General features: G+C 68.8%; 22 protein-coding genes. 16 read left to right on the top strand and 6 right to left on the bottom strand.

The window, feature by feature from the left end:
* The first annotated feature begins 33 nt into the window (after window positions 1-33).
* The 10 genes from paaA to ACLD0U_RS02660 all read left to right on the top strand — a co-directional run bounded on the left by paaA (window position 34) and on the right by ACLD0U_RS02660 (window position 8575).
* Window positions 34-1023, top strand: coding sequence for a 1,2-phenylacetyl-CoA epoxidase subunit PaaA (paaA, locus tag ACLD0U_RS02705; RefSeq protein WP_410339755.1), 990 nt, complete (start codon window positions 34-36; stop codon window positions 1021-1023).
* A complete protein-coding gene (gene paaB / locus ACLD0U_RS02700) occupies window positions 1023-1310 on the top strand; it encodes a 1,2-phenylacetyl-CoA epoxidase subunit PaaB (RefSeq protein WP_179411488.1) in 288 nt (95 codons plus the stop codon). Before paaA ends, paaB begins: the two co-directional genes overlap by 1 nt.
* Window positions 1307-2122 (top strand): 1,2-phenylacetyl-CoA epoxidase subunit PaaC, encoded by an 816-nt coding sequence (paaC, locus tag ACLD0U_RS02695; RefSeq protein ID WP_206823167.1) that lies wholly within the window; start codon window positions 1307-1309, stop codon window positions 2120-2122. The genes paaB and paaC overlap by 4 nt, the downstream gene beginning before the upstream one ends.
* A complete protein-coding gene (gene paaD / locus ACLD0U_RS02690; RefSeq protein WP_410339754.1) occupies window positions 2119-2649 on the top strand; it encodes a 1,2-phenylacetyl-CoA epoxidase subunit PaaD in 531 nt (176 codons plus the stop codon). The genes paaC and paaD overlap by 4 nt, the downstream gene beginning before the upstream one ends.
* On the top strand, window positions 2649-3809 hold the full coding sequence (gene paaE / locus ACLD0U_RS02685) for a 1,2-phenylacetyl-CoA epoxidase subunit PaaE (protein ID WP_206823160.1): 1161 nt from the start codon (window positions 2649-2651) through the stop codon (window positions 3807-3809). The genes paaD and paaE overlap by 1 nt, the downstream gene beginning before the upstream one ends.
* Window positions 3810-3843: 34 nt before the next feature.
* Complete coding sequence (locus tag ACLD0U_RS02680; RefSeq protein WP_410339753.1) at window positions 3844-4614, top strand: enoyl-CoA hydratase/isomerase family protein; 771 nt, start codon at window positions 3844-3846, stop codon at window positions 4612-4614.
* Between the two features lie 56 nt (window positions 4615-4670).
* Complete coding sequence (locus ACLD0U_RS02675) at window positions 4671-5276, top strand: TetR/AcrR family transcriptional regulator (protein WP_410339752.1); 606 nt, start codon at window positions 4671-4673, stop codon at window positions 5274-5276.
* The gene (locus ACLD0U_RS02670) at window positions 5273-5875 is read left to right on the top strand and encodes a GNAT family N-acetyltransferase (protein ID WP_206820864.1); all 603 of its coding nucleotides are present in this window, start codon (window positions 5273-5275) and stop codon (window positions 5873-5875) included. The genes ACLD0U_RS02675 and ACLD0U_RS02670 overlap by 4 nt, the downstream gene beginning before the upstream one ends.
* A gap of 41 nt (window positions 5876-5916) precedes the next feature.
* Window positions 5917-6729, top strand: a complete 813-nt coding sequence (locus tag ACLD0U_RS02665) for a class II glutamine amidotransferase (RefSeq protein ID WP_410339751.1) — start codon at window positions 5917-5919, stop codon at window positions 6727-6729.
* A 121-nt stretch (window positions 6730-6850) separates the two neighbouring features.
* Complete coding sequence (locus ACLD0U_RS02660) at window positions 6851-8575, top strand: thiamine pyrophosphate-binding protein (RefSeq protein WP_410339750.1); 1725 nt, start codon at window positions 6851-6853, stop codon at window positions 8573-8575.
* 18 nt (window positions 8576-8593) lie between these two features.
* Here ACLD0U_RS02660 and ACLD0U_RS02655 read toward each other — a convergent pair whose 3' ends face one another.
* The 6 genes from ACLD0U_RS02655 to ACLD0U_RS02630 all read right to left on the bottom strand — a co-directional run bounded on the left by ACLD0U_RS02655 (window position 8594) and on the right by ACLD0U_RS02630 (window position 15471).
* Window positions 8594-9226: a response regulator transcription factor gene (locus ACLD0U_RS02655; RefSeq protein WP_206820867.1), complete on the bottom strand. Its 633-nt coding sequence runs from the start codon at window positions 9224-9226 to the stop codon at window positions 8594-8596.
* Window positions 9227-9231: 5 nt separating this feature from the next.
* Window positions 9232-10362, bottom strand: a complete 1131-nt coding sequence (locus ACLD0U_RS02650) for a sensor histidine kinase (RefSeq protein WP_410339749.1) — start codon at window positions 10360-10362, stop codon at window positions 9232-9234.
* A gap of 18 nt (window positions 10363-10380) precedes the next feature.
* Entirely contained in the window at window positions 10381-11136 is a 756-nt protein-coding gene (locus ACLD0U_RS02645; RefSeq protein WP_179411498.1) for an ABC transporter permease, read from the bottom strand.
* A 3-nt stretch (window positions 11137-11139) separates the two neighbouring features.
* Window positions 11140-12093, bottom strand: a complete 954-nt coding sequence (locus ACLD0U_RS02640) for an ABC transporter ATP-binding protein (protein ID WP_410339748.1) — start codon at window positions 12091-12093, stop codon at window positions 11140-11142.
* An 87-nt stretch (window positions 12094-12180) separates the two neighbouring features.
* Window positions 12181-14037, bottom strand: coding sequence for an FAD-dependent monooxygenase (locus ACLD0U_RS02635; protein WP_179411500.1), 1857 nt, complete (start codon window positions 14035-14037; stop codon window positions 12181-12183).
* A gap of 60 nt (window positions 14038-14097) precedes the next feature.
* Window positions 14098-15471 (bottom strand): MFS transporter, encoded by a 1374-nt coding sequence (locus tag ACLD0U_RS02630; RefSeq protein WP_410339747.1) that lies wholly within the window; start codon window positions 15469-15471, stop codon window positions 14098-14100.
* Between the two features lie 156 nt (window positions 15472-15627).
* Between ACLD0U_RS02630 and ACLD0U_RS02625 the strand changes: the two genes are divergently transcribed.
* From ACLD0U_RS02625 to ACLD0U_RS02600, 6 genes are read left to right on the top strand one after another with little or no spacing between them, the layout of a single operon-like run.
* Entirely contained in the window at window positions 15628-17259 is a 1632-nt protein-coding gene (locus ACLD0U_RS02625; RefSeq protein ID WP_410339746.1) for a fumarylacetoacetate hydrolase family protein, read from the top strand.
* Complete coding sequence (locus tag ACLD0U_RS02620) at window positions 17256-17933, top strand: GntR family transcriptional regulator (protein ID WP_410339745.1); 678 nt, start codon at window positions 17256-17258, stop codon at window positions 17931-17933. The genes ACLD0U_RS02625 and ACLD0U_RS02620 overlap by 4 nt, the downstream gene beginning before the upstream one ends.
* Window positions 17933-19429 carry a 5-carboxymethyl-2-hydroxymuconate semialdehyde dehydrogenase gene (gene hpaE, locus ACLD0U_RS02615; RefSeq protein ID WP_206550299.1) on the top strand — a complete coding sequence of 499 codons (1497 nt, stop codon included), beginning with the start codon at window positions 17933-17935 and terminating at the stop codon, window positions 19427-19429. The genes ACLD0U_RS02620 and hpaE overlap by 1 nt, the downstream gene beginning before the upstream one ends.
* 15 nt (window positions 19430-19444) lie before the next feature.
* Window positions 19445-20611: a 3,4-dihydroxyphenylacetate 2,3-dioxygenase gene (gene hpaD, locus ACLD0U_RS02610; protein ID WP_179411504.1), complete on the top strand. Its 1167-nt coding sequence runs from the start codon at window positions 19445-19447 to the stop codon at window positions 20609-20611.
* 2 nt (window positions 20612-20613) lie between these two features.
* On the top strand, window positions 20614-21396 hold the full coding sequence (locus tag ACLD0U_RS02605; protein ID WP_206551251.1) for a fumarylacetoacetate hydrolase family protein: 783 nt from the start codon (window positions 20614-20616) through the stop codon (window positions 21394-21396).
* A complete protein-coding gene (locus tag ACLD0U_RS02600; RefSeq protein ID WP_206820874.1) occupies window positions 21381-22181 on the top strand; it encodes an HpcH/HpaI aldolase family protein in 801 nt (266 codons plus the stop codon). The genes ACLD0U_RS02605 and ACLD0U_RS02600 overlap by 16 nt, the downstream gene beginning before the upstream one ends.
* Window positions 22182-22235: the final 54 nt, after the last annotated feature.

Raw genomic sequence — 22235 nt, 5'->3', positions numbered from 1 at the left:
ACCTAACGATCGGTCAGTAAACAGGAGTCGATGATGACAACCCCCGCAGACCTCTCTCTCGTCGAGGGCGACGCCGACGCGCAGGAGCGCTTCGACGATCTCGTCGCGCACGAGCAGCGCATCGAGCCGCGCGATTGGATGCCCGAGGCGTACCGCAAGACGCTGATCCGCCAGATCTCACAGCACGCCCACTCCGAGATCATCGGCATGCAGCCCGAGGGCAACTGGATCACCCGGGCGCCGAGCCTGAAGCGCAAGGCGATCCTGATGGCGAAGGTGCAGGACGAGGCCGGCCACGGCCTCTACCTCTACTCGGCCGCGCAGACCCTTGGCATCACGCGCGACGAGATGATGGACCAGCTCATCAGCGGCAAGGCCAAGTACTCGTCGATCTTCAACTACCCCACCCCGACCTGGGCCGATATGGGCGCGATCGGTTGGCTCGTCGACGGCGCCGCGATCGTCAACCAGGTGCCGCTGTGCCGCGCCTCGTACGGCCCGTACGGCCGGGCGATGGTGCGCATCTGCAAAGAGGAGTCGTTCCACCAGCGCCAGGGGTTCGAGATTCTGCTGCAGCTCATGCAGGGCACCGACGAGCAGCGCGAGATGGCCCAGGATGCCGTCAACCGCTGGTACTGGCCGAGTCTGGCCATGTTCGGCCCTCCCGACGATGAATCGCCCAACTCGGCGCAGTCGATGAAGTGGAAGATCAAGCGCTTCTCGAACGACGCCCTGCGTCAGCGCTTCGTCGGCATGCTGGTGCCGCAGGCCGAGATCCTCGGCATCACGCTGCCCGATCCCGATCTGCGCTACGACGAGCAGACCGGCCAGTACGCGATGGGTGAGATCGACTGGGACGAGTTCTACGAGGTGCTGCGCGGCAACGGGCCGTGCAACGCCGAGCGCCTCGAGCGCCGTCGCACGGCGCATGAAGAAGGCGCCTGGGTCCGCGAGGCGGCAGCCGAGTACGCCCGGGTTTCGTCTCGCCTCGCTCGCTCAACCACCGGAACCGGGGTGGCCTGATGGATGCTGAGACCTGGCCGCTCTGGGAGGTGTTCGTCCGCGCGAACCGCGGGCTGAACCACGTGCACGTCGGCTCACTGCACGCACCGGATGCCGATATGGCGCTGCGCAACGCGCGCGACCTCTATACGCGCCGCAGCGAGGGCGTATCGATTTGGGTGGTGCCCGCCGAGGCGATCACCACGAGCGACCCCGACGACAAGGACGCGTTCTTCGAGAGCCCAGCCGGCAAGAACTACCGGCACGCGGTGTACTACACCGCCTCTGAGGGGGTGCCGCACCTGTGAGCAAGAACGTCACCGTGTCGGTCGACCAGCTCGACCTGGCCGCCGAACTGACCGGCACCGATGCCCGCGCGACATCGGCCGACATCGCCGAGTACGCGCTCTGGCTCGGCGATGACGCGCTGATCCTGTCACAGCAACTGGGCGCCTGGGTCTCGCGTGCCCCCGAGCTTGAAGAGGACGTCGCCCTGGCGAACATCGCCCTCGATCTGCTGGGGCACGCCCGCTCACTACTGCACTACGCCGGCACGTGGGACGGCCGCAGCGAGGATGACCTCGCCTACTTCCGCGACGAGCCCGAGTTCCGCAGCGCCTGGCTGATGGAACAGCCCAACGGCGATTTCGCCCAGACGATCGCCCGTCAGCTGTTCGCATCCGCGTACATGTTCGAGCTGCACTCGGCGCTGCGCGCCTCGTCCGACGAGACTCTCGCCGCGATCGCCGCGAAGTCGGTGAAAGAGGTCGACTACCACCGCGACCACGCCGTGCAGTGGGTGCTGCGCCTGGCGGGCGGCACCGATCTCTCACGCGAGCGCATGATCCGCGCGATCGGCGACGTCTGGCCGTACGTGGCAGAACTGTTCCGCGACGAACCACTGATCGACCGGCTCGAAGGCGCCGCGGTGCGGCCCTCGACGCTGCGCCCCGGTTTCGACGCCGTGATCGACGAGGTCTTCCGCGCCGCCGATCTGCAGATCCCCTCGGGTGGCGACTCGCGCGGTGGCGGGCGCCGTGGGTCGCACGCCACACCGATGGGTCACCTGCTCGCCGAGATGCAGGTGCTCGCACGACGGCATCCGGGGGCGACGTGGTGACCGCCCTCGCGACGTCCCCCGAACACGGCACCGCACGCGAACAGCACGCGTGGCGGGTGGCCGCGACGGTCGTCGACCCCGAGGTGCCCGTGCTCACGATCGAAGACCTCGGCGTGCTGCGCGCTGTGCGCGTCGACGCGTCGGAGCGCGGCGAGCGCGTCGTCGTCGACATCACCCCGACCTACAGCGGATGCCCGGCGATGGACGCCATCCGCGACGACGTCGTGCTGGCACTGACCGCCGACGGCTTCGCCCACGTCGAGGTGCGCACCGTGCTCTCCCCCGCGTGGACGACGGACTGGATGAGCGAGGAGGGCAAACGCAAGCTGACGGCGTACGGCATCGCCCCGCCCAGCGGACGGGCGGCCCACCGGCAGGGTCCGGTGCGGCTCGCCCTCAGCATCCGATGCCCGCGCTGCGGCTCCCTCGACACGCATGAGGTGTCGCGCTTCGGCTCGACCTCGTGCAAGGCACTCTACGAGTGCCGCGCGTGCCTGGAACCCTTCGACCATTTCAAGGTGATCTGATGGCACTCTTCCGTGTTCCCACGGCGCAGGCCCCCGTCACAGTCGCCAGCGGCGACGGCGGCCGGCACCGCGCGCGATTCCACGCACTGACCGTGTCGCAAGTACGTCCGCTCACCAAGGACGCCGTCGAGGTGAGCTTCGCCGTGCCACCCGAGTTGGTCGACGACTACGCCTACCTGCCGGGTCAGTACGTGGCACTGCGGGTGCACCTGGAGGGTGCGGAGGTACGGCGCTCGTACTCTCTGTGCCGCCCGCCGATCCCGGCCGACGAAGGTGGCACGACGCTCAGCGTCGCGGTCAAACGCGACGAGGGCGGGCTGTTCTCGACGTGGGCACAGACCGAACTGACCCCCGGCTTCGAGATCGACGTGATGAGCCCGCAGGGCACGTTCACCTCGGGCCTGGCCGAGCTGGCCGGAGCGCACGTGGTCGGCATCGCCGCAGGATCAGGCATCACCCCGATGATGGCGCTCGCCAGAAGCCTGCTGACAGCATCCGATTCGACGAGGTTCACGCTGTTGTACACCAACAAGGCGACCAGCGACGTGATGTTCCTCGAAGACCTCGCCGACCTCAAGGACCGCTACCCGACCCGGCTCGTGCTGCACCATGTGCTCTCGCGCGAACAGCGCACCGCGCCATTGATGTCGGGGCGCCTCGACGAAGAGCGTCTACGCACCATCTTCGGCGCACTCATCCTTCCCGACACCGTCGACGAGTGGTTCCTCTGTGGCCCGTTCGCGCTGGTCGACCTGTGCCGCGAGGTGCTCGCCGACCTCGGCGTGCCCCGGGAGCACGTGCGCTTCGAACTGTTCACCACCGGCGATGCGCCCGCAGAACGCGGCCCCCGCAAAGTCGAGGTGCGGCAGGGCGAGAAGGCCGTGCGCATCGAGATCAACCTCGACGGCGTCTCGTCGACGGTCGAGAGCCCGGTCGATGCACACGAGTCGGTGCTCAACGCCGCCCTGCGCGTGCGCCCGGATGCCCCGTTCGCCTGCTCGGGGGGTGTGTGTGGCACCTGCCGCGCACGCGTCGTCGACGGCAGCGTGACGATGACCGAGAACTACGCACTCGAACCCGATGAGATCGAACGCGGTTACGTGCTGACCTGCCAGTCGCACCCCACCAGCGACCGCCTCGTCGTCGACTACGACGTCTGACCGCATCCGCCGACAGCCCGCAGGAGGACACGCCATGATCGACCTCGCCATCGCCGATGACGTCGCGCACGTGACGCTCAACGCGCCCGACCGCCTCAACGCGCTCGACGAACAGGCACTGCACGGATTGGACAGCGCCTACACCGAGGCCGAACAGGCCGGCGTGCGCGCGCTCGTACTGCGGGGCGAGGGGCGCGCGTTCTGCGCCGGACGCGACATCTCGGGGGTCGACCCACGAGACGACGACGTGCTCGGATACCTGGGCGGCACGGTCACCCCGCTGCTCAAGCGCATGGCGGCGTTTCCCGCGCCGACGTTCGCCGTCGCGCACGGCGCCTGTCTCGGAGTCGGGCTGGGACTGCTGATCGCCACCGACGTGGTCTATGTCGCGGAGTCGGCCAAGATCGGTTCGCCGTTCGCCGCGCTCGGGGCGACGCTTGACTCGGGCGGCCATGCCCTGTTCGCCGAGCGTCTCGGTGCGCACAAGACACTCGATCTCATCTACAGCGGCCGGCTCATGTCGGGGGCTGAGGCCGTGGCATCCGGTCTGTTCTCACGCGTGTTCCCCGATGACGCGGTGCGGCAGGCGACCGACGACGCCGCGGTCGCGGCGGCCAGCGGCGCGACCGCGGCGTTCCTGGCGAGCAAACAGCTCATCGCCCGCATTCGCGACGAGCGCCTCGCCCTGTGGGAGGCGGTCGATATCGAGAACGCGGCGCAGGCGGCACTGTGCAACACGGACGACTACCGCGAGGGCTTCGCCGCCTTCCAGCAGAAACGCCGGCCCACCTTCAGAGGGCATTGACACCACAGAGGGCCATCACCTTAAAATGAACACATGTTCATTTTAAGGGTGCAATAGTGCGCACCGCCGCGCACAACGAAGCTCTGCGCGACGCGACGCGCGAGACGATCGAGACGGCCGCGGTGCGCGTCTTCGCTCGTCGCGGGTTCGCCGCGTCCAGCATCCGGCACATCGCCGAAGAAGCCCACCTCAGCACCGGCTCGATCTACCGTCACTACGCCAGCAAAGAGGCGCTCTTCGACGAACTGCTCGATCAGGCGACCGCCGGGCAACGCGAAGCCGCCCTCGCTCTCGCGAGCGACACCGACCCGCACCAGCTGGTGCGCGAGTTCACCCGCTCATTCCTCTCGGATCTGAGACGAGGCTCCGGCGAAGCCGAGTTCTTTCTCGTGATGAACCAGGGCTTCCTCACCGACACGCCCGCCGGCACCCGAGAGCGACTGCACACCACCCAGCGACCGCTCTGGCATGCTTTCTCAGCGCTCGTCCGCAGAGGGCAAGCGGCTGGCGACTTCGCCGGGGGCGACCCCGACCAACTCACCACCCTCTACTTCGCCACGCTCTCCGGCATCGCCGGCATGCACTCCACGATGCCCGCAGCGACCGACGACACCGCCGTCGGCATCGTGCTGCGCCTGCTCATTCGAAAGGAACGCGCATGAACATCGAGATCGCCCGCGGCGACGCACTCGGCGAAAGTCATCGCCGACAGATCAGCGACGTCCTGGTGAACGGCTTCGCCGAGGACTTCGAGTACTTCTCGAAGAACCCGCAGACCCTTGCGGGCGCCTTCGCCCACATGATCATCCTGGAACGCTTCTTCGTGGCGCTCGTCGACGGCGAGCCCGCAGCGATCGCCTCGGTGACCGAAGGCGATCAGGAGTGCTTCGCCCCCGACCGCCGCGAGATGCAACGCACCCTCGGATGGTTCCATGGGCTGATCAGCTTCGCCATCGTCCGCAGCCAGTTCCTCGGCGCTTATCCGGGCGCGCGTCCCGGGCTCGCCGAGATCGGCTTCGTGACCACGGCACCACAGCACCAGGGCAAGGGCGTCGCCACGGCGCTGATGACGCACCTGCTCAAGCTGCCCTACGACGAGTTCGTCCTGCGCGACATCAAGGACACGAACGCCCCGGCGCTCGGCCTGTACCGAAAGCTCGGATTCACCGTGTCAGACACGCGCCCCGTGAAGTTCGCCGCACGCGCGGGCTTCTCCACCTACGTCTCGATGAGTCTGGCAAAGACGACAACTCGCAGCTGAGCACACCGCTGGGCGCGCGGGACGCCTAATCTGGGAAGATCATGTGCCGCTTGTTCGCCTTCGTCTCGCCCTCGCGCTCCACCGCGCGCCGCGAGCTGCACCCCGATGGACTCGACAGCCTGCTCTCGCTCGCGCGCCTGCACGGCGACGGCTGGGGGTGGGCGGGTGTCGACGATGACAGCGCGCCCACGATGCGGCGCTCACCGCACTCGGCCGTCACAGATGCCGGCTTCGCCTCGGCCATCGATACACCCGCGCACGCCGCGCTGGTGCACCTGCGGTGGGCGACCGCAGGTCTGCCGGTCAACCTCGACAACGCCCACCCGTTCCTGGTCGACGGCCTGACGTTCGGTCACAACGGCACGATCACACCGCTCGATGACCTGCGCTCGCTGCTCTCACCGGCCAGTGTCGCAGCGCTGAAGGGCACGACCGACAGCGAGATGTACTTCGCGCTGATCCGCGAGCAGGTCACTCAGGGCCTTCCCCTGCTCGATGCCACCGTCCAGGTGGTGCGCCGGCTGCGCGAGCACTTCCCCTATGCCAGCCTGAATGCGCTGCTGCTGAGCGGAGAGCAGCTCATCGTCGTGCACGCCAGCGCAACCAGCGCACTCACCGCGCACGACATCTCGCGCATGGGCCCCCTCGCCGACGATCTGCCGTCCGGCCACAACGAGGACTACTTCGCCCTGCGGTGGCGCCAGTCCCCCGACGGCACAGTCGCCATTAGCTCGACCGGGGTCGCTGGCGACGGCTGGCAAGCGCTACCGGCCGAATCGGTCACCGCGATCCGTCTCGCCGATCGTTCCCGCGAGATCGTCGAGCTGACACCGACAGCCCTCTCGCGCAGTTAGTATCAGAAGGTCCGGCCGTTCGCGGCCGGTGCCCGAAAAAGGGGCACGCAGCACTCCGCGCCGTCGCGTGAGCCGCCAGACACATACGGTTCCCTCCGTCACTGTCTTGAAAGGCTCAGTCATGCCCAGCGTCTCCGCGCACGTCGCCCTCACTCTCGCCCAGCACATCGACCACGTCTTCGGGGTGATGGGCAATGGCAACGCCTACTTCCTCGACGCCATCGAGACGCAGACCGATGCCGTCTTCACCGCCGTGCGCCACGAGCAAGGTGCGGTCGTTGCCGCCGACGCGCATTTCCGGGCATCCGGGCGCATTGCCGCCGCGACCTCGACGTACGGAGCCGGCTTCACGAACACCCTGACGGCGCTGGCCGAGGCCGTGCAGGCGCACGTGCCGCTGGTGCTCGTCGTGGGCGATGAGCCCACCTCGGGTCCACGTCCGTGGGACGTCGACCAGATTGCGCTCGCGTCGGCCGTCGGCGCACGCACCTATACGACCGGACGTGCGGATGCCGCGGCGACCACGGTCATCGCCATCGAGCACGCCCTGACCTACCGGGTACCGGTGGTGCTGGCCATCCCCTACGACGTCGCAGCCCTCGAGGCCGGTGCGGTGCCCGAGGCCCCCGAGCCGCGGGTTCCGGCACCGCTCGCCCCTCGCGGCGAGTTCGGTGCGGGGATGCTCGATGAGATCGCCGATGCGCTCGCGCGGGCAGAGCGTCCGTTCCTGCTGGCCGGTCGCGGCGCCTGGCTGGCGGGTGCGGGCGAGTCCCTCGGTGCTCTTGCCGCAGCCACCGGTGCGCTCACCGCGACGACGGCGCTCGGCCGAGGCGTCTTCCCCGATGCACGTTACGACCTTGGCGTGACCGGCGGATTCGGCGCCGATGGGGCCATGGAGCTGGTGCGCGAGGCCGACGTCGCCGTCGTCTTCGGTGCGTCACTGAACCAGTTCACGATGCGCTTCGGCGACCTGTTCGCGCCGGGCACCCGGGTGTTCCAGGTCGATGTCGCCCCGGCCGCGACCCACGCGCATGTGGGCGGATTCGTCCGCGCCGACGCACGTCTGGCCGCGGAGGCGCTCGTTGCGCGGCTCGCCGCCGTTCACAACTCCGGAGAAACACCGGCGGATCGGCCCGCAGACCGGGTGAACACCACACCGGAGGCCGGTTCTTCCGGAGTTGCGCGCACACCCTGGCGCGAAACCGTCGACGTCACCGCCGCGCGCGCCCAGGCCGACGCCGGCGAGTTCGCCGAGGACGGCCGCCTCGACCCGCGCGCTGCCGCCCGCCGCCTGGCCGAGTTGCTGCCCGAGGACCGCGTCGTCGTGTCGGACGGCGGGCACTTCATCGGCTGGGCGAACATGTACTGGCCCGTCGCCTCACCCGACCGGATGATGATGATCGGCACGGCGTTCCAGTCGATCGGGCAGGGCTGGCCGAGCGTGGTCGGCGCGACCCGTGCGCGCCCCGAGTCGACCGTGGTGCTCACCTCGGGCGACGGCGGTGGCCTGATGGCGATCGCCGATCTGGAGTCGGCCGTGCGTGCGGCCGCCGGCCACGGGATCGCTGTGGTCTGGAACGACGCCGCGTACGGCGCCGAGGTCAACCTGTACGGGCTGAAGGGACTGGCCGAGGGGCCGATGCTGATCCCCGAGGTCGACTTCGCCGCGTTCGCCGCGGCCGTCGGTGCCGAAGGCGTCGTCGTACGCTCGCTCGCCGACATGGAGCGGCTGCGCACCTGGGGCACCGAGAACCCCGACGAGCGCCGCTTTCTGGTGCTCGACCTGCGCATCTCGGGCAAGGTGATCGCCCCGTATCAGCAGGAGATCATCCGCGTGAACTCCTGACGCCGGTCGCCACCAGCCTCAGATCCACCCCTTGTCCTGCGCGATCCGCACGGCCTGTGCACGGTTGGCCGCACCGGTCTTGCCGATGGCCGACGAGAGGTGGTTGCGCACGGTGCCCGCCGAGAGGAAGACTTCGGATGCTATCGCGCCGGCTGACCGCCCGTCGGCGGCCAGGCGCAGCACCTGCTGCTCGCGTTCGCTGAGCGGGCTGGCCCCGTCGAACAGGCTCTGCTCGACGAGCGCCGGATCGAGCACACGTAGCCCGGCGTGCACGCGCCGCACCGCTTCGGCGAGTTGCTCGGCCGGGGTGTCCTTCACGACGAAACCGCTCGCACCGGCGTCGAGCGCCGAGCGCAGGTAGCCGGGGCGGGCAAAGGTCGTGACGATGAGTACGCGGGTGCCGTCGTGTGCGGCGCGCACGCGACGGGTCGCCTCGATGCCGTCGACGTCGGGCATCTGGATGTCCATCAGGCAGACATCGGGGCGCAGCCGGGTGACGGTCTGCACGGCCTGTTCGCCGTCGGCGGCGACGCCCACGACTTCCAAGTCGCTCTCCAGATCGAGCAGAGCGGCCAGGGCGCCCCGCACAAGTGCCTGATCGTCGGCGATCACCAGGCGGATGCGTTCCGGCTGGTGATCCGCATCGGGCATCCGATTCACCATCTCAGCTCCACTCGTGTTCCTCCCGCGGGCCCCGGCCCGAACTCCAGTGCGGCCCCGGCGGCCGCCGCGCGCTCGCGCATGCCGCGCACGCCGTTGCCCTCAGGCGCGCCGTGCGCGGGAGCATCGGATGCCGGGCCCCGGCCGTCGTCGGCCACGATCAGACTGCCCGGGATGATCGTGACATTCACCTCGGACGCCCCGGCATGCCGGAGCACGTTCGTGATCGCTTCGCGCAGCACCCAGCTCGCCGTCAACGATTGGACGGGCGAGAGCGCCGCAGGCTCGCCGTCGACGCGCAGGTCGACGCCGGCCGCCTGCAATGCATCACCTCCGGATGCCAGCTGCTCGACCAGCGTTGTGGCACGGGCTCCCGCCACCGTGGCCCGCACCCCGGCGATGGCCTCGGCGGTGAGCGCGGTGATGTCGGCGAGTTCGGCCTTGGCGCGTTCGGGGTCGGTCTCGATCAAGCGCTGCGCGAGCTGGGCCTTGAGCTGCACGACGGTCAGCGAGTGCCCGATCAGGTCGTGCACGTCACGGGCCGCCGCTTCGCGCCCGGCGCTGGTCGCCAGTTCCCGGCCCAGGCGTTCGGTCTCGGCAGAACGGATGATCAGCCACGTGGTGACCGTGTTGACGACGCCGAGCAGGGCGACGATGACCAGCACCGTCAGGTACGGCAGTCCCCCGGGGATCAGGAACACGCTCAGCGCGGTGATCACGAGGGCGCAGCCCATCGTCACCCAGTGCGCCGCCCTGGTCAGCCCGTACGACGCGAACGACATCAGAAACGGCAGAAAGCTGATGTAGCTGACACCGGCCCCCGGGATGGTCAGCAGCATGCAAGCGATCAGCGCTCCGAAGATCCACCACTGCCCGGCCGGGACGGGCCGACCGAGCCCGCTGTCCAGACGCAGCCCGCGGATGAAGCCGCCGATGTACAGCACGACGAACACCACCAGTGCGGCCCAGCCGAGCACGATCCACCCGACGTCCGCCGTCGACCGCACCAGCGCCAGCGCCGGATAGATCAGGAAGATCAGCCAGACGGCGGCCATCACCCAGCCGTAGCGGTCCCAGGGGTCCCTCTCGGCGGGCGGCCTCGGCGCGGTGCGCTGCGGGCTGGTCATCGTCCCACCCTATTGCCGCTAGCGGCGGGCCTTCGAGCGCTTGATACCGGCGACGACCAGCGCGACGAACACTCCCACCCAGACGGCGACATTCAGAAGCACCGCCCACATCTGATCGGTCTGCCCGGTGGTGAGCATTCCGTCAGTGAGCGGCCAGCGCGACAACGAGACGAATCCGTACAGGGGCGTGAACCGGGCGATGTCGAGCATCACGCCGTCCAGCGGCATGAACACATTCCCGAAGAAGGCGAAGAACGTCATCGAGATCGACGCGAGAGCCGCGGCCGAATCGGCTGTGAAGAACAACCCGACACCGAGCCCGAACAGACCGAAGATGAGGCCGACGCCCAGGATGATCCCCGCGGTGGCGAACCAGCGCCACAGGTCGTCGGCCGCCGCCCCCGTCATCGCGCCGGCTGTGAAGACGGCAAGAAGAGACAGCACCGCGAACGACAGGGCGGTGATCACCTTGGTGGCGACGTAGCCCGCAGTCGTCAGCGGCGTCATCGCGAGCTGGCGCCCCCACCCCTGCTTCGACTCCGCCGAGGCGAGCGAGGTGAGCGAGCTCATCGCCACCGCACTGCCGTACGCGGCCATCGAGGTCATCACGTAGAACGCGACGTTTCCGTTGCCGGCCTGTCGTGAGCCGAAATCGGAGCTCGCCCCGAACAGCAGGTACATCACCACCGGCATCGCCAGGATGAAGGCGAGCGTGTAGGGATTGCGCAGCTGACGCAGCCCTTCGATCCGCAGCATCGTCGTCGTGGTCATCATCGGTCAGTCCTCCGTGAGGGTGGTGAAGGCGGTCTCCAGCGTGGGCGCGGTGATCTCCAGCGCGTGCGCGCCGGCGCCGAGCAGCACGCCCGCGACAGCATCCGAATCGGCACTGCGCAGCGTGACGCGACCGGCGTCGACGCGCAGGTCGACGACGTCGGCGTGCTGCTGCAGTGCGCTCAGCAGTTGCTCAGCACCTTCCGCCGGAAGGGTCGCGGCGACGGAACGCGCGCCGAGACCGGCGCGCAGTTCTGCCGTCGGCGCATCGGCGACGATGCGCCCGCGGTGCATCACGACGGTGCGCCGTGCGAACTGCTCGGCCTCCTCCAGATAGTGGGTGGCGAAGACGATCGTGCGTCCGGCGTCGGCATCCGCGCGCATCACGTCCCAGAACCGGCGGCGTGCGGTGACGTCCATGCCCGCGGTGGGCTCGTCGAGCACGAGGATGTCGGGGTCGGCAGTGAGGGCGAGCGCGAATTTGACGCGCTGTTGCTCACCGCCCGAGCACTTCGACACGCGTCGGCGGGTCAGGTGCGCGAGGTCGGTTCGCTCGAGGATCTCGGGCACCCGGCCGAGCGTGGCCCGACCGTGCAGCGACGCGATCAACTGAACGGTCTCGCCGACCGTGAGATCCGAGAGCAGGCCACCGGTCTGCAGCACGGCCGCGATCACGCCCGAGCGTGCGGCGCGGGCGGGAGCGAGTCCGCGCACGCGCACCGTGCCCGCGTCGGGATCGGTGAGTCCGAGCAACATGTCGAGCGCGGTCGTCTTGCCGGCCCCATTCGGACCGAGCAGCGCGACGACCTCACCGCGGCGGATGCTGAGATCGACGCCGTCGACGGCCTGCACACGATCCGCGCCCATTCCGAAGTGGCGGCTGATGCCGCGCAGTTCGATCACCGCGTCGGCCGGCGGCGCTGCTGTCTGCGCTGTCTGTGTCTGCGTTGTGGTGAGCATGCTTCCAGCATCGCGAGAGCGCGTCGCGGATGCCGGAGGGCGATGTCATGGGTTCGGCATGACATCTGTCATGCCGAACCACGGCGATCAGGATGCTGGCAGCAGCATCCCCTCCAGGAAAGCCCCAAGCTCGTCGACCGCGTCCAGCGGCAGAATCGCGGCCACGTACTGGTCGGGGCGCACGACGATCACCACGCCGTCACGCGACAGCTCGCGCGCCTCGAAGATGTCGACGTCGGTCCACTTGCTCGGCCCGGCTGCGTACACCTTCTCCCAGTCGGTCAGCCCCAGCGGTCCGGTCTTGGGCGCGAACAACTCGGGCGCAGAGGTCACCTCGACCTCTTCGAACGGCTGCTGGAACACGGCCTTCACATCGAAGACGGCATCGACATCAGCATCCGACGGAGTGAAGCGCGCGAACAGCGGCGCGGCCTTCTCTGCCCACGCACCCAGCGCAGCGCCGGTGCGGTCACCGAACGCGTACACGCGCCACCGGCCATCGGCACGTGCATGGTGCCCCAGGTGGATGACATTGCCGTCACAGACGCGCACGACCTCGGCCGATTTGAAGCGCTTGCCGAGCGGGAAGCCCGCGGCGAGGGCCTGGTGGGCGTCGGTGCCCGTGATCATCGACGAGGTGTACTGCGTCATGAATCCGCTGGGGAACTCGGCCGTGCCGAGGTAGAAGGTCGCCAGCTCGGTGGGGTCGGAGATCTCTTCGGGCTTGCGCGCCATCAGGCTTGACCACTCCCGATCGAAGTCGATCAACTGCTGCGCCACCGGGCGGCGCTCGGCGCCGTACGTCGCCAGCAACTCCTCGGGGCTGCGCCCGGTGAGCACGGAACCGAGCTTCCAGCCCAGGTTGAAACCGTCCTGCATCGAGACGTTCATGCCCTGGCCGGCCTTCGCGCTGTGCGTGTGGCAGGCGTCGCCGGTGAGGAAGACGCGCGGCGTGCGCCCCGAGCCGTCGATCACATCGTCGAAGCCATCGGTGACGCGGTGCCCCACCTCGTAGACGCTGTGCCAGGCGACATCCTTGACGTCGATCGAGTACGGGTGCAGGATCGCGTTCGCCTGTCGGATGATCTCGTCGATCGGGGTCTGCCGCACGCGGTGATCGTCGTCCTCGGCGACCGCACCGAGGTCGATGTACATCCGGCTGAGATAACCGCCCTCACGCGGGATGTGCAGGATGTTGCCCGCCTCAGCATTGATCGCGCACTTGGTGCGCCAATCGGGAAAGTCGGTGTTGACCAGCACGTCCATGACACCCCAGGCGTGCGCCGAGATGCCGCCGACGTGCTTGCGTCCGATGGCCTCACGCACCCCGCTGCGTGCACCGTCGCATCCGACGACGTACTTCGCACGGATCGTGCGCTCCCCCGCGCCGTCGCGCACGCGCACCTCGACCGGAAACGCGCCGCCCTCGTGCACGGTGAGTCCCACGAACTCGACGCCGTAGTCGGGCACGATGCGTCCCGGCCCGTCGGCTGCGGCCTCGGCGAAGTAGTCGAGCACGCGCGCCTGGTTCACAATCAGGTGAGGGAACTCACAGATGTCGTACGCGTAGTCGGCCGTCCGCGCGGTGCGGATGATGTTCTGGGGGTTCTCGGGGTCGGGGCCCCAGAAGTTCATCCAGCCGATGTTGTAGGCCTCGGCGATGATCCGCTCGGCGAACCCGAACGCCTGGAACGTCTCGACGCTGCGCGGCTGGATGCCGTCGGCCTGCCCCAGCACCAGACGCCCCTCGCGCTTCTCGATCACGCGCGTGTTCACGTCGGGGTACTGCGACATCTGCGCAGCCAGCAGCATGCCCGCCGGTCCGGAGCCGACGATGAGCACGTCCACCTCGTCGGGAAGATCGGTGGGGCGGTCGACACCCAGGCCCTCGGCGGGCAGCACCCGCGGGTCGTGGGAGACGTAGCCGTGGTGGTGGAACTGCATCGCTTCTCCTTCAGCAGGACGTCGTGGGGCGGATGCCGTCTGCATCCGCCCCTCAGAGGGTCAGGCCTTCGACAGGCCGTAGATCGGGCTCTTCGACTGCTCGGCCTCGTGGTCGGGGCCGAGCGGGATGCCGCTGCGATCACGCAGCAGCAGCGTGGCCAGCAGGCCGATCACGGTCATGCCGGCGAGGTACCAGGTGACGGCCTCGGTCGAGCCGGTGGCCTGCACGATGGCCGTGGCGATCGTGGGGGCGAACGCACCGCCAGCGATCGCACCGATCGCGTACGAGATCGAGACGCCCGAGAAGCGGATGCTGGCCGGGAACAGCTCGGTGTAGAGCGCCGCCTGCGGACCGTAGGTGAAGCCGAGACCGATGGTGAGGATGGCGAGCCCCGCGAACAACAGACCGATGTTGCCGGAGTTCACCAGCGGGAACAGCGTGAACACACCCGCGAGCTGCAGGATCCATCCGAGGATGTACGTGTTGCGGCGGCCGAACCGGTCACTGACCCAGCCGGCGATCAGCGTCGAGACCAGCCACGTTACGGCAGAGCCGGCGACGGCCCACAGCACAGGGCCCCGCTCCATGGCCAGCGGACCCTCGGGGTTGGTGGCGTAGCCCTGGATGTAGCCGCCGGTGGTCATGTAGCCGACGGCGTTGTTGCCGGCGAAGACGAGCGCGGCGATGATGACGAGCGGCGTGTGCTTGCGGAACAGTTGCACGATCGGCATCTTGGCTTCTTCCTTGCGCTCGGCCAGCTCGGTGAACACCGGGCTCTCCTCGACCTTGCGGCGCACGTAGTAGCCCACCAGGATCAGCACGACGCTGAGCAGGAACGGCACGCGCCAGCCCCAGATGAGGAACTGCTCACCGGGGGCGATCGCCGTCATGATCGCCATGACGCCCGATGCCAGCAGCAGACCGAGCGGAACGCCGATCTGCGGCGAGGCTCCGAAGATGCCGCGCTTGGTCTTGGGTGCGTGCTCGACGGCCATCAGCACGGCACCGCCCCACTCGCCACCGGCCGAGATGCCCTGCAGAATGCGCAGCAGCACCAGCAGCAGCGGCGCGGCGAAGCCGATCGTCTCGTACGTCGGCAGCACACCGATCAGGGCGGTCGCCGCGCCCATCAGGATCAGCGTCCACATCAGCACCGCCTTGCGGCCGACCTTGTCACCGAAGTGTCCGGCGAGGAACGCGCCGAGCGGGCGGAACAGAAAGCTCACACCGACGGTGGCGAAGGCGATCAGTGCACTGTTCGCGCCGAGCGGCGCGAAGAAGAGCTGGCCGAAGACGAGCCCCACGGCCGTGGCGTAGATGAAGAAGTCGTACCACTCGACGGTCGTTCCGACGACCGTGGCGAACACGACTCTGCGGCGGTCCCGTGGGCTGGCGATGGTTCCCGTCGGTGTGAACCCGGGCTGTTCGCTCATGGTGCTCCTTTGACTTCCTCGTCGGTGACGTCGTTGTCGGTGGCGGCAGTTGCTTGCCACCCGTTCGGTGATCATATACGATTTCAAATACGACGCACAAGACATCGTTCAGACCGGCAGAATCGGCGAACGACCCAGCGCGAGGAGGCGCCCACCGTGACCGAGATCACCCGTCCCGGCAAGATCATCGCGATCCATCTCAACTACGTCTCGCGCTCCGACCAGCGCGGGCGCCGCCCCGCCGCCCCGTCGTACTTCTTCAAGCCGGCCAGCTCGATCGCGGGCACCGACGGCACCGTCGAACGCCCTGCCGGAGCCGAGCTGCTTGCCTTCGAGGGCGAGATCGCCCTCATCATCGGCACCGCCGCCCGGCGCGTGTCCGTCGAGCAGGCCTGGGCGCACGTGGCACACGTGACAGCCTCGAACGACCTGGGACTGTACGACCTTCGCACCAACGACAAGGGGTCGAACGTCCGCTCGAAGGGCGGCGACGGGTACACCCCGGTCGGGCCGAACCTGATCGCGGCGGCCGACGTCGACCCCGGTGCGTTGCGCGTGCGCACGTGGGTGAACGGCGAGCTCGCGCAGGACGACACCACGGCCGGGTTGCTGTTCCCGCTCCCCCAGCTCATCGCCGACCTCTCGCAGCATTTCACGCTCGAGCCCGGCGACATCATCCTCACCGGCACCCCGGCGGGGTCCAGCGTGATCGTGCCCGGCGATGTCGTCGAGGTCGAGGTAGATGCCCCGGCCGCACCCGGCGCTCCGTCCTCGGGCCGCCTGCGCACCACCGTGACGCAGGGCGAGATCCCGTTCGACGCGCAGATCGGCTCGATGCCGGCCGTCGACGACCTGCAGCGCGAAGAGGCCTGGGGCTCCCGCGAGGCCGCCGGCCTTCCAGCATCCGCCCCCGCGTCCGCGTCGGCATCCGCCCCCACAGCGCCCGCCGCCGCCGCCGTCACCACCCACCCCACCCACGAGGGGTCAAAAAACGTCCCCTCCGCAGCACCCAACCCGACAGTTTCTGACCCCTCGTCGGGAGGAACGTCGGGAGGAGCGTCGGTCGAGCCGGCCGCGGGGCTCTCGGCCGAGCTGCGCGCCAAGCTGATGGAGGCGCCAACGGCCGGGCTGTCGAGCCAGCTGCGCAAGCGCGGACTGCACTCGTGCTTCATCGACGGCGTCTCGGCGAACATCCCCGGCAGCAAGATCGTCGGCACCGCCAAGACGCTGCGCTTCGTGCCCGCCCGCGAAGACCTGTTCAAGACCCACGGCGGCGGCTACAACGCCCAGAAGCGCGCCTTTGACGCCGTCGAAGAGGGCGAGATCATCGTCATCGAGGCTCGCGGCGACGCCACCACCGGAACGCTCGGCGACATCCTGGCCCTGCGCGCGGTTGCGCGCGGAGCGGCCGGCGTCGTCACCGACGGCGGCGTACGCGACTTCGACGCCGTCGCCGAGATCGGCCTGCCGGTGTTCTCGCAGGGCGCGCACCCCTCGGTGCTCGGGCGACGCCACGTGCCCTGGGAGCACGACGTCACCATCGGATGCGGCGGCGCGACCGTGCAACCGGGCGATGTCATCGTCGGCGACGGCGACGGCGTGATCGTGATCCCCGCCCACCTCGCCGAAGAGGTCACCGACGCAGCCCTCGCGCAGGAGGACGAGGATGCCTGGATCGCCGAGCAGGTCGCGGCGGGCCACCCCGTCGACGGGCTGTTTCCGATGAACGCCCAGTGGCGCGCCCAGTACGACGCGCGATCCGCGCCTCAGACAGAGCAGCAGCGATGACGACCGTGCGTGAGGGCAGCAAGTCGGAGCAGGCGTACACCTGGTTGCGTGAGCGCATCAGCTCGCACCGGTACGGCCCCGGCTACCGCCTTGTGCTGGGCACCATCGCCGAAGACCTCGGCATGAGCGTCGTCCCGGTGCGCGAGGCGATCCGCCGACTCGAAGCAGAGGGGCTCGTCACCTACGAACGCAACGTCGGGGCGCACGTGTCGCTCGTCGACGAGGGCGAGTACGCCCACACGATGCAGACGCTCGGCTTGGTCGAGGGCGCCGCGACCGCGCTGTCGGCACCGCTCCTCGACGAGGGCGCGCTCGAGCGCGCCGAAGAGATCAATGAGCGGATGCTGCGACTGCTCGACCACTTCGACGCTCACCGCTTCACCGAGCTCAACCGCGACTTCCATTCCGTGCTCTACGAGCCGTGCCCGAACCCGCACATCCTCGACCTCGTCCACCGCGGGTGGGGCAGGCTGTCGGGCATCCGCGACACCACGTTCGCCTTTGTGCCGGGCCGGGCCCGCCACTCGGTCGAAGAGCACGCCCACATCCTCGAGCTGATCCGTTCCGGCGCCGATGCGCTCACGATCGAGCTCGCCGCACGAGACCACCGCTGGCGCACCATGGACGCGTTCCTGGCCTCCCGCCACCCCGACCGCGAAGAAGAAGGACGATGATGACCGACGTGTACACCCCGGCCGATCTGCCGCAGAAGATCCAGCACTACATCGACGGTGAGTTCGTCGATTCCGCCGACGGCGACACCTTCGCGGTGCTCAACCCCGTCACCAACGAGACCTATGTGCACGCCGCCGCCGGCAAGAAGGCCGACATCGACCGTGCCGTCGCGGCGGCGAAGGCCGCCTTCGAGGACGGCCCGTGGCCGCGGATGCTGCCGCGCGAGCGCTCACGGGTGCTGCACCGTATCGCCGACATCGTCGAGTCCCGCGACGCGCGTCTGGCCGAGCTGGAGTCGTTCGACTCGGGCCTGCCGATCACGCAGGCGCTCGGTCAGGCCCGACGCGCCGCCGAGAACTTCCGGTTCTTCGCGGATCTGATCGTCGCGCAGGCCGACGACGCCTACAAGGTGCCGGGCCGCCAGATGAACTACGTCAACCGCAAGCCGATCGGCGTCGCGGGCCTGATCACGCCGTGGAACACGCCCTTCATGCTCGAGTCGTGGAAGCTCGGCCCGGCGCTGGCCACCGGCAACACGGTCGTGCTGAAGCCGGCCGAGTTCACGCCGCTGTCGGCGTCGCTGTGGGCGGGCATCTTTGAAGAGGCCGGCCTGCCCAAGGGCGTGTTCAACCTCGTCAACGGCCTGGGTGAGGACGCCGGCGATGCGCTGGTGAAGCACCCCGACGTGCCGCTGATCTCGTTCACCGGCGAAAGCAGCACGGGTCAGCTCATCTTCGGCAACGCCGCACCGTTCCTGAAGGGGCTGTCGATGGAGCTGGGCGGCAAGAGCCCGGCGATCGTCTTCGCCGACGCCGACCTCGACGTGGCGATCGACGCCTGCATCTTCGGCGTCTTCTCGCTCAACGGCGAGCGCTGCACGGCGGGTTCGCGCATCCTCGTCGAGCGGGCGATCTACGACGAGTTCGTCGAGCGCTACGCGGCCCAGGCACGTCGTGTGAAGGTCGGCCACCCGCACGACCCTGCGACCGAGGTCGGGGCGCTCGTGCACCCCGAGCACTACGACAAGGTGATGAGCTACGTCGAGATCGGCAAGACCGAGGGACGCCTGGTCGCGGGCGGCGGCCGCCCCGAGGGCTTCCCGACGGGCAACTACGTCGCCCCGACGGTGTTCGCCGATGTCATGCCCGACGCCCGCATCTTCCAGGAGGAGATCTTCGGTCCGGTCGTGGCGATCACGCCGTTCGAATCGGATGCTGAGGCACTGGCCCTGGCGAACAACACCAAGTACGGTCTGGCGGCGTACGTCTGGACGAATGACCTCAAGCGCGGGCACAACTTCGCGCAGTCCGTCGAGGCGGGCATGGTGTGGCTGAACTCGAACAACGTCCGCGATCTGCGCACCCCCTTCGGCGGTGTGAAGGCGTCGGGCCTCGGCCACGAGGGCGGTTACCGCTCGATCGACTTCTACACCGACCAGCAGAGCGTGCACATCACTCTCGGCGAACCCCACAACCCCACCTTCGGCAAGAACTGAGCAAGGAAGCCCGTCATGACCGACAAGACCGCGAAGACCCTCACCTCCTCTGGCTTCTACGTCAGCCAGGAGGCCCCCATCAGCAGCGACAACCCGGTGGCGACGCCCGCGTCGACCCCGCCCGACATCCTGCGCTGCGCGTACATGGAGCTCGTCGTGACCGACCTCGCCGCGTCACGCGAGTTCTACGTCGACGTGCTCGGCCTGTACGTCACCACCGAGGACGATGAGGCGATCTACCTGCGCTCGACCGAGGAGTTCATCCACCACAACCTGGTGCTGCGCAAGGGCCCCGTCGCGGCCGTCGCAGCGTTCTCGTACCGGGTGCGCAGCGCCGAGGACCTCGACCGGGCAGTGGCGTTCTACACCGAGCTCGGCTGCGATGTGCGTCGCAACCCCGACGGGTTCGTACTCGGTATCGGCGACTCGGTGCGCGTGGTCGACCCGCTGGGCTTCCCGTACGAGTTCTTCTTCGAGACCACGCACGTCGAGCGGTTGTCGTGGCGCTACGACCTGCACACCCCGGGTGAGCTGGTGCGTCTGGACCACTTCAACCAGGTCACCCCGGACGTGCCGCGCGCGGTGCGCCACTACCAGGACCTCGGGTTCCGCGTCACCGAGGACATCCAGGACGAATCCGGCACCGTGTACGCCGCGTGGATGCGCCGTAAGCCGACGGTGCACGACACGGCCGCGACCGGCGGTGACGGCCCGCGCATGCACCACGTCGCCTTCGCGACGCACGAGAAGCACAACATCCTCGCGATCTGCGACAAGCTCGGCGCACTGCGCCGATCGGATGCCATCGAGCGCGGCCCCGGCCGCCACGGCGTCAGCAACGCGTTCTACCTGTACCTGCGCGACCCCGACGGCCACCGTGTCGAGATCTACACGCAGGACTACTACACGGGCGACCCCGACAACCCGGTCATCACGTGGGATGTGCACGACAACCAGCGCCGTGACTGGTGGGGAAACCCCGTGGTGCCCAGCTGGTACACCGATGCATCGCTCGTGCTCGACCTCGACGGCAACCCGCAGCCGGTGGTCGCGCGCACCGACAGCAGCGAGATGGCCGTCACGATCGGCGCCGACGGGTTCTCGTACACCCGCCCCGATGAGGGTGAGAAGTCGATGCCCGAGTGGAAGCAGGGCGAGTACAAGCTCGGACACCAGCTGTGACGCTGCCCGCCGAGACCATCACCGCGTTGGCGGCGGAACTCGCCGAGGCCGAGCGCACCCGCGGGGTGATCCCGCGGATCACGGCCCGGTATCCGGATGCCACCATCGAGGACTCGTACGCCATCCAGGGCGTCTGGCGCGACTCGCAGGTCGCCGCCGGACGCCGCCTGGTGGGGCGCAAGATCGGTCTCACCTCGAAGGCCATGCAGCAGGCGACGGGCATCTCCGAGCCCGATTACGGCGTGATGTTCGATGACACCGTGTATTCCTCGGGCGCAGAGATCCCGTTCGACGACTTCTCGAACGTGCGCATCGAGGTCGAGCTGGCGTTCGTGCTGAAGCATCCGCTCGAAGGCCCCGACTGCACGCTCGATGATGCCCTCGCGGCGATCGACTACGCGGTGCCGGCGCTGGAGGTGCTCAACTCGCACATCGAGCTGCAGGGGCGCACGATCGTCGACACGATCAGCGACAACGCCGCGTATGGGGCGATGGTGCTCGGCGACGTGCGCCTGCGCCCCGACGAGATCGACCTGCGCTGGGTACCCGGTGTGCTCTCGCGCAACGGTCAGATCGAAGAGACCGGTGTGGCTGCGGGCGTGCTCGGTCATCCGGCGACCGGTGTGGCCTGGCTGGCGAACAAGTTCCATCAGCACGGCGCGCGCCTGGAGGCGGGCGAGATCATCCTGGCAGGATCGTTCACACGCCCGATGTGGGTCGAGCGCGGCGACACCGTGCTCTGCGACTACCGCGAGATGGGAACGATCGAATGCCGCTTCGTCTAGACCCCACGTTCCGTGAGGCGCTCGCCCGTGCCGAGCGCCCCCTGATCGGCATGTGGCTGAGCACCGGCTCGGCGCTGAACGCCGAGATCTGCGCCGGTTCGGGCCTGGACTGGCTGCTGATCGACATGGAGCACGGGCCGAACACGCTCACCACTGTGCAGCAGCAGCTGCAGGTGGTCGCCGCCTACCCGGCCACGTGCGTGGTGCGGGTGCCGGTGAACGATCCGGTGATCATCAAGCAGGTGCTCGACACCGGCGCGCAGAACCTGCTGGTGCCGATGGTCGCGTCGGCCGATGAGGCGCGCGACGCCGTCGCGGCGGTGCGTTATCCGCCCGAGGGCGTGCGTGGGGTGGGCTCCGCGCTCGCCCGCAGCGGCCGCTGGGGCCGGGTCGTCGGGTATGTACCCAACGCCTCCGAGACGGTGTCGCTGTTCGTGCAGATCGAATCGGCGGATGCTGTCGACGCCGCCGCCGAGATCGCCGGCGTCGACGGTGTGGACGGCGTGCTGGTGGGCCCGGCGGATCTGGCCGCGTCGATGGGAGTACCCGGTCAGCAGGGGCATCCCGATGTGGTCGCCGCCGTGCGCCGGGTCTTCGCGGCGGTGCATGCCGCGGGCAAGTACGTGGGCGTGAACGCCTTCGACCCCGCCGCGGCCGACGCGTACCTCGACGCCGGCGCCCGTTTCGTCACGGTCGGCGCCGACGTGACCCTGCTCGCGCGCGGTTCTGAAGCCCTTGCGGCGCGGTTCATCCCGGCATCCGATTCCTCCTCCGACGCGTACTGAACGACGCCGCTCAAGGCGACGGCGCGGTGTGTGCTTGGATGATCGGATGCTGAC

This window comes from Microbacterium sp. 2216-1 (assembly GCF_046507855.1).
In the GTDB taxonomy this organism is placed as follows: Bacteria; Actinomycetota; Actinomycetes; order Actinomycetales; family Microbacteriaceae; genus Microbacterium; species Microbacterium esteraromaticum_C.
The sequence above is the reverse complement of the archived record's forward strand: the minus strand, read 5'-3'. Positions and strand labels throughout refer to the sequence as shown.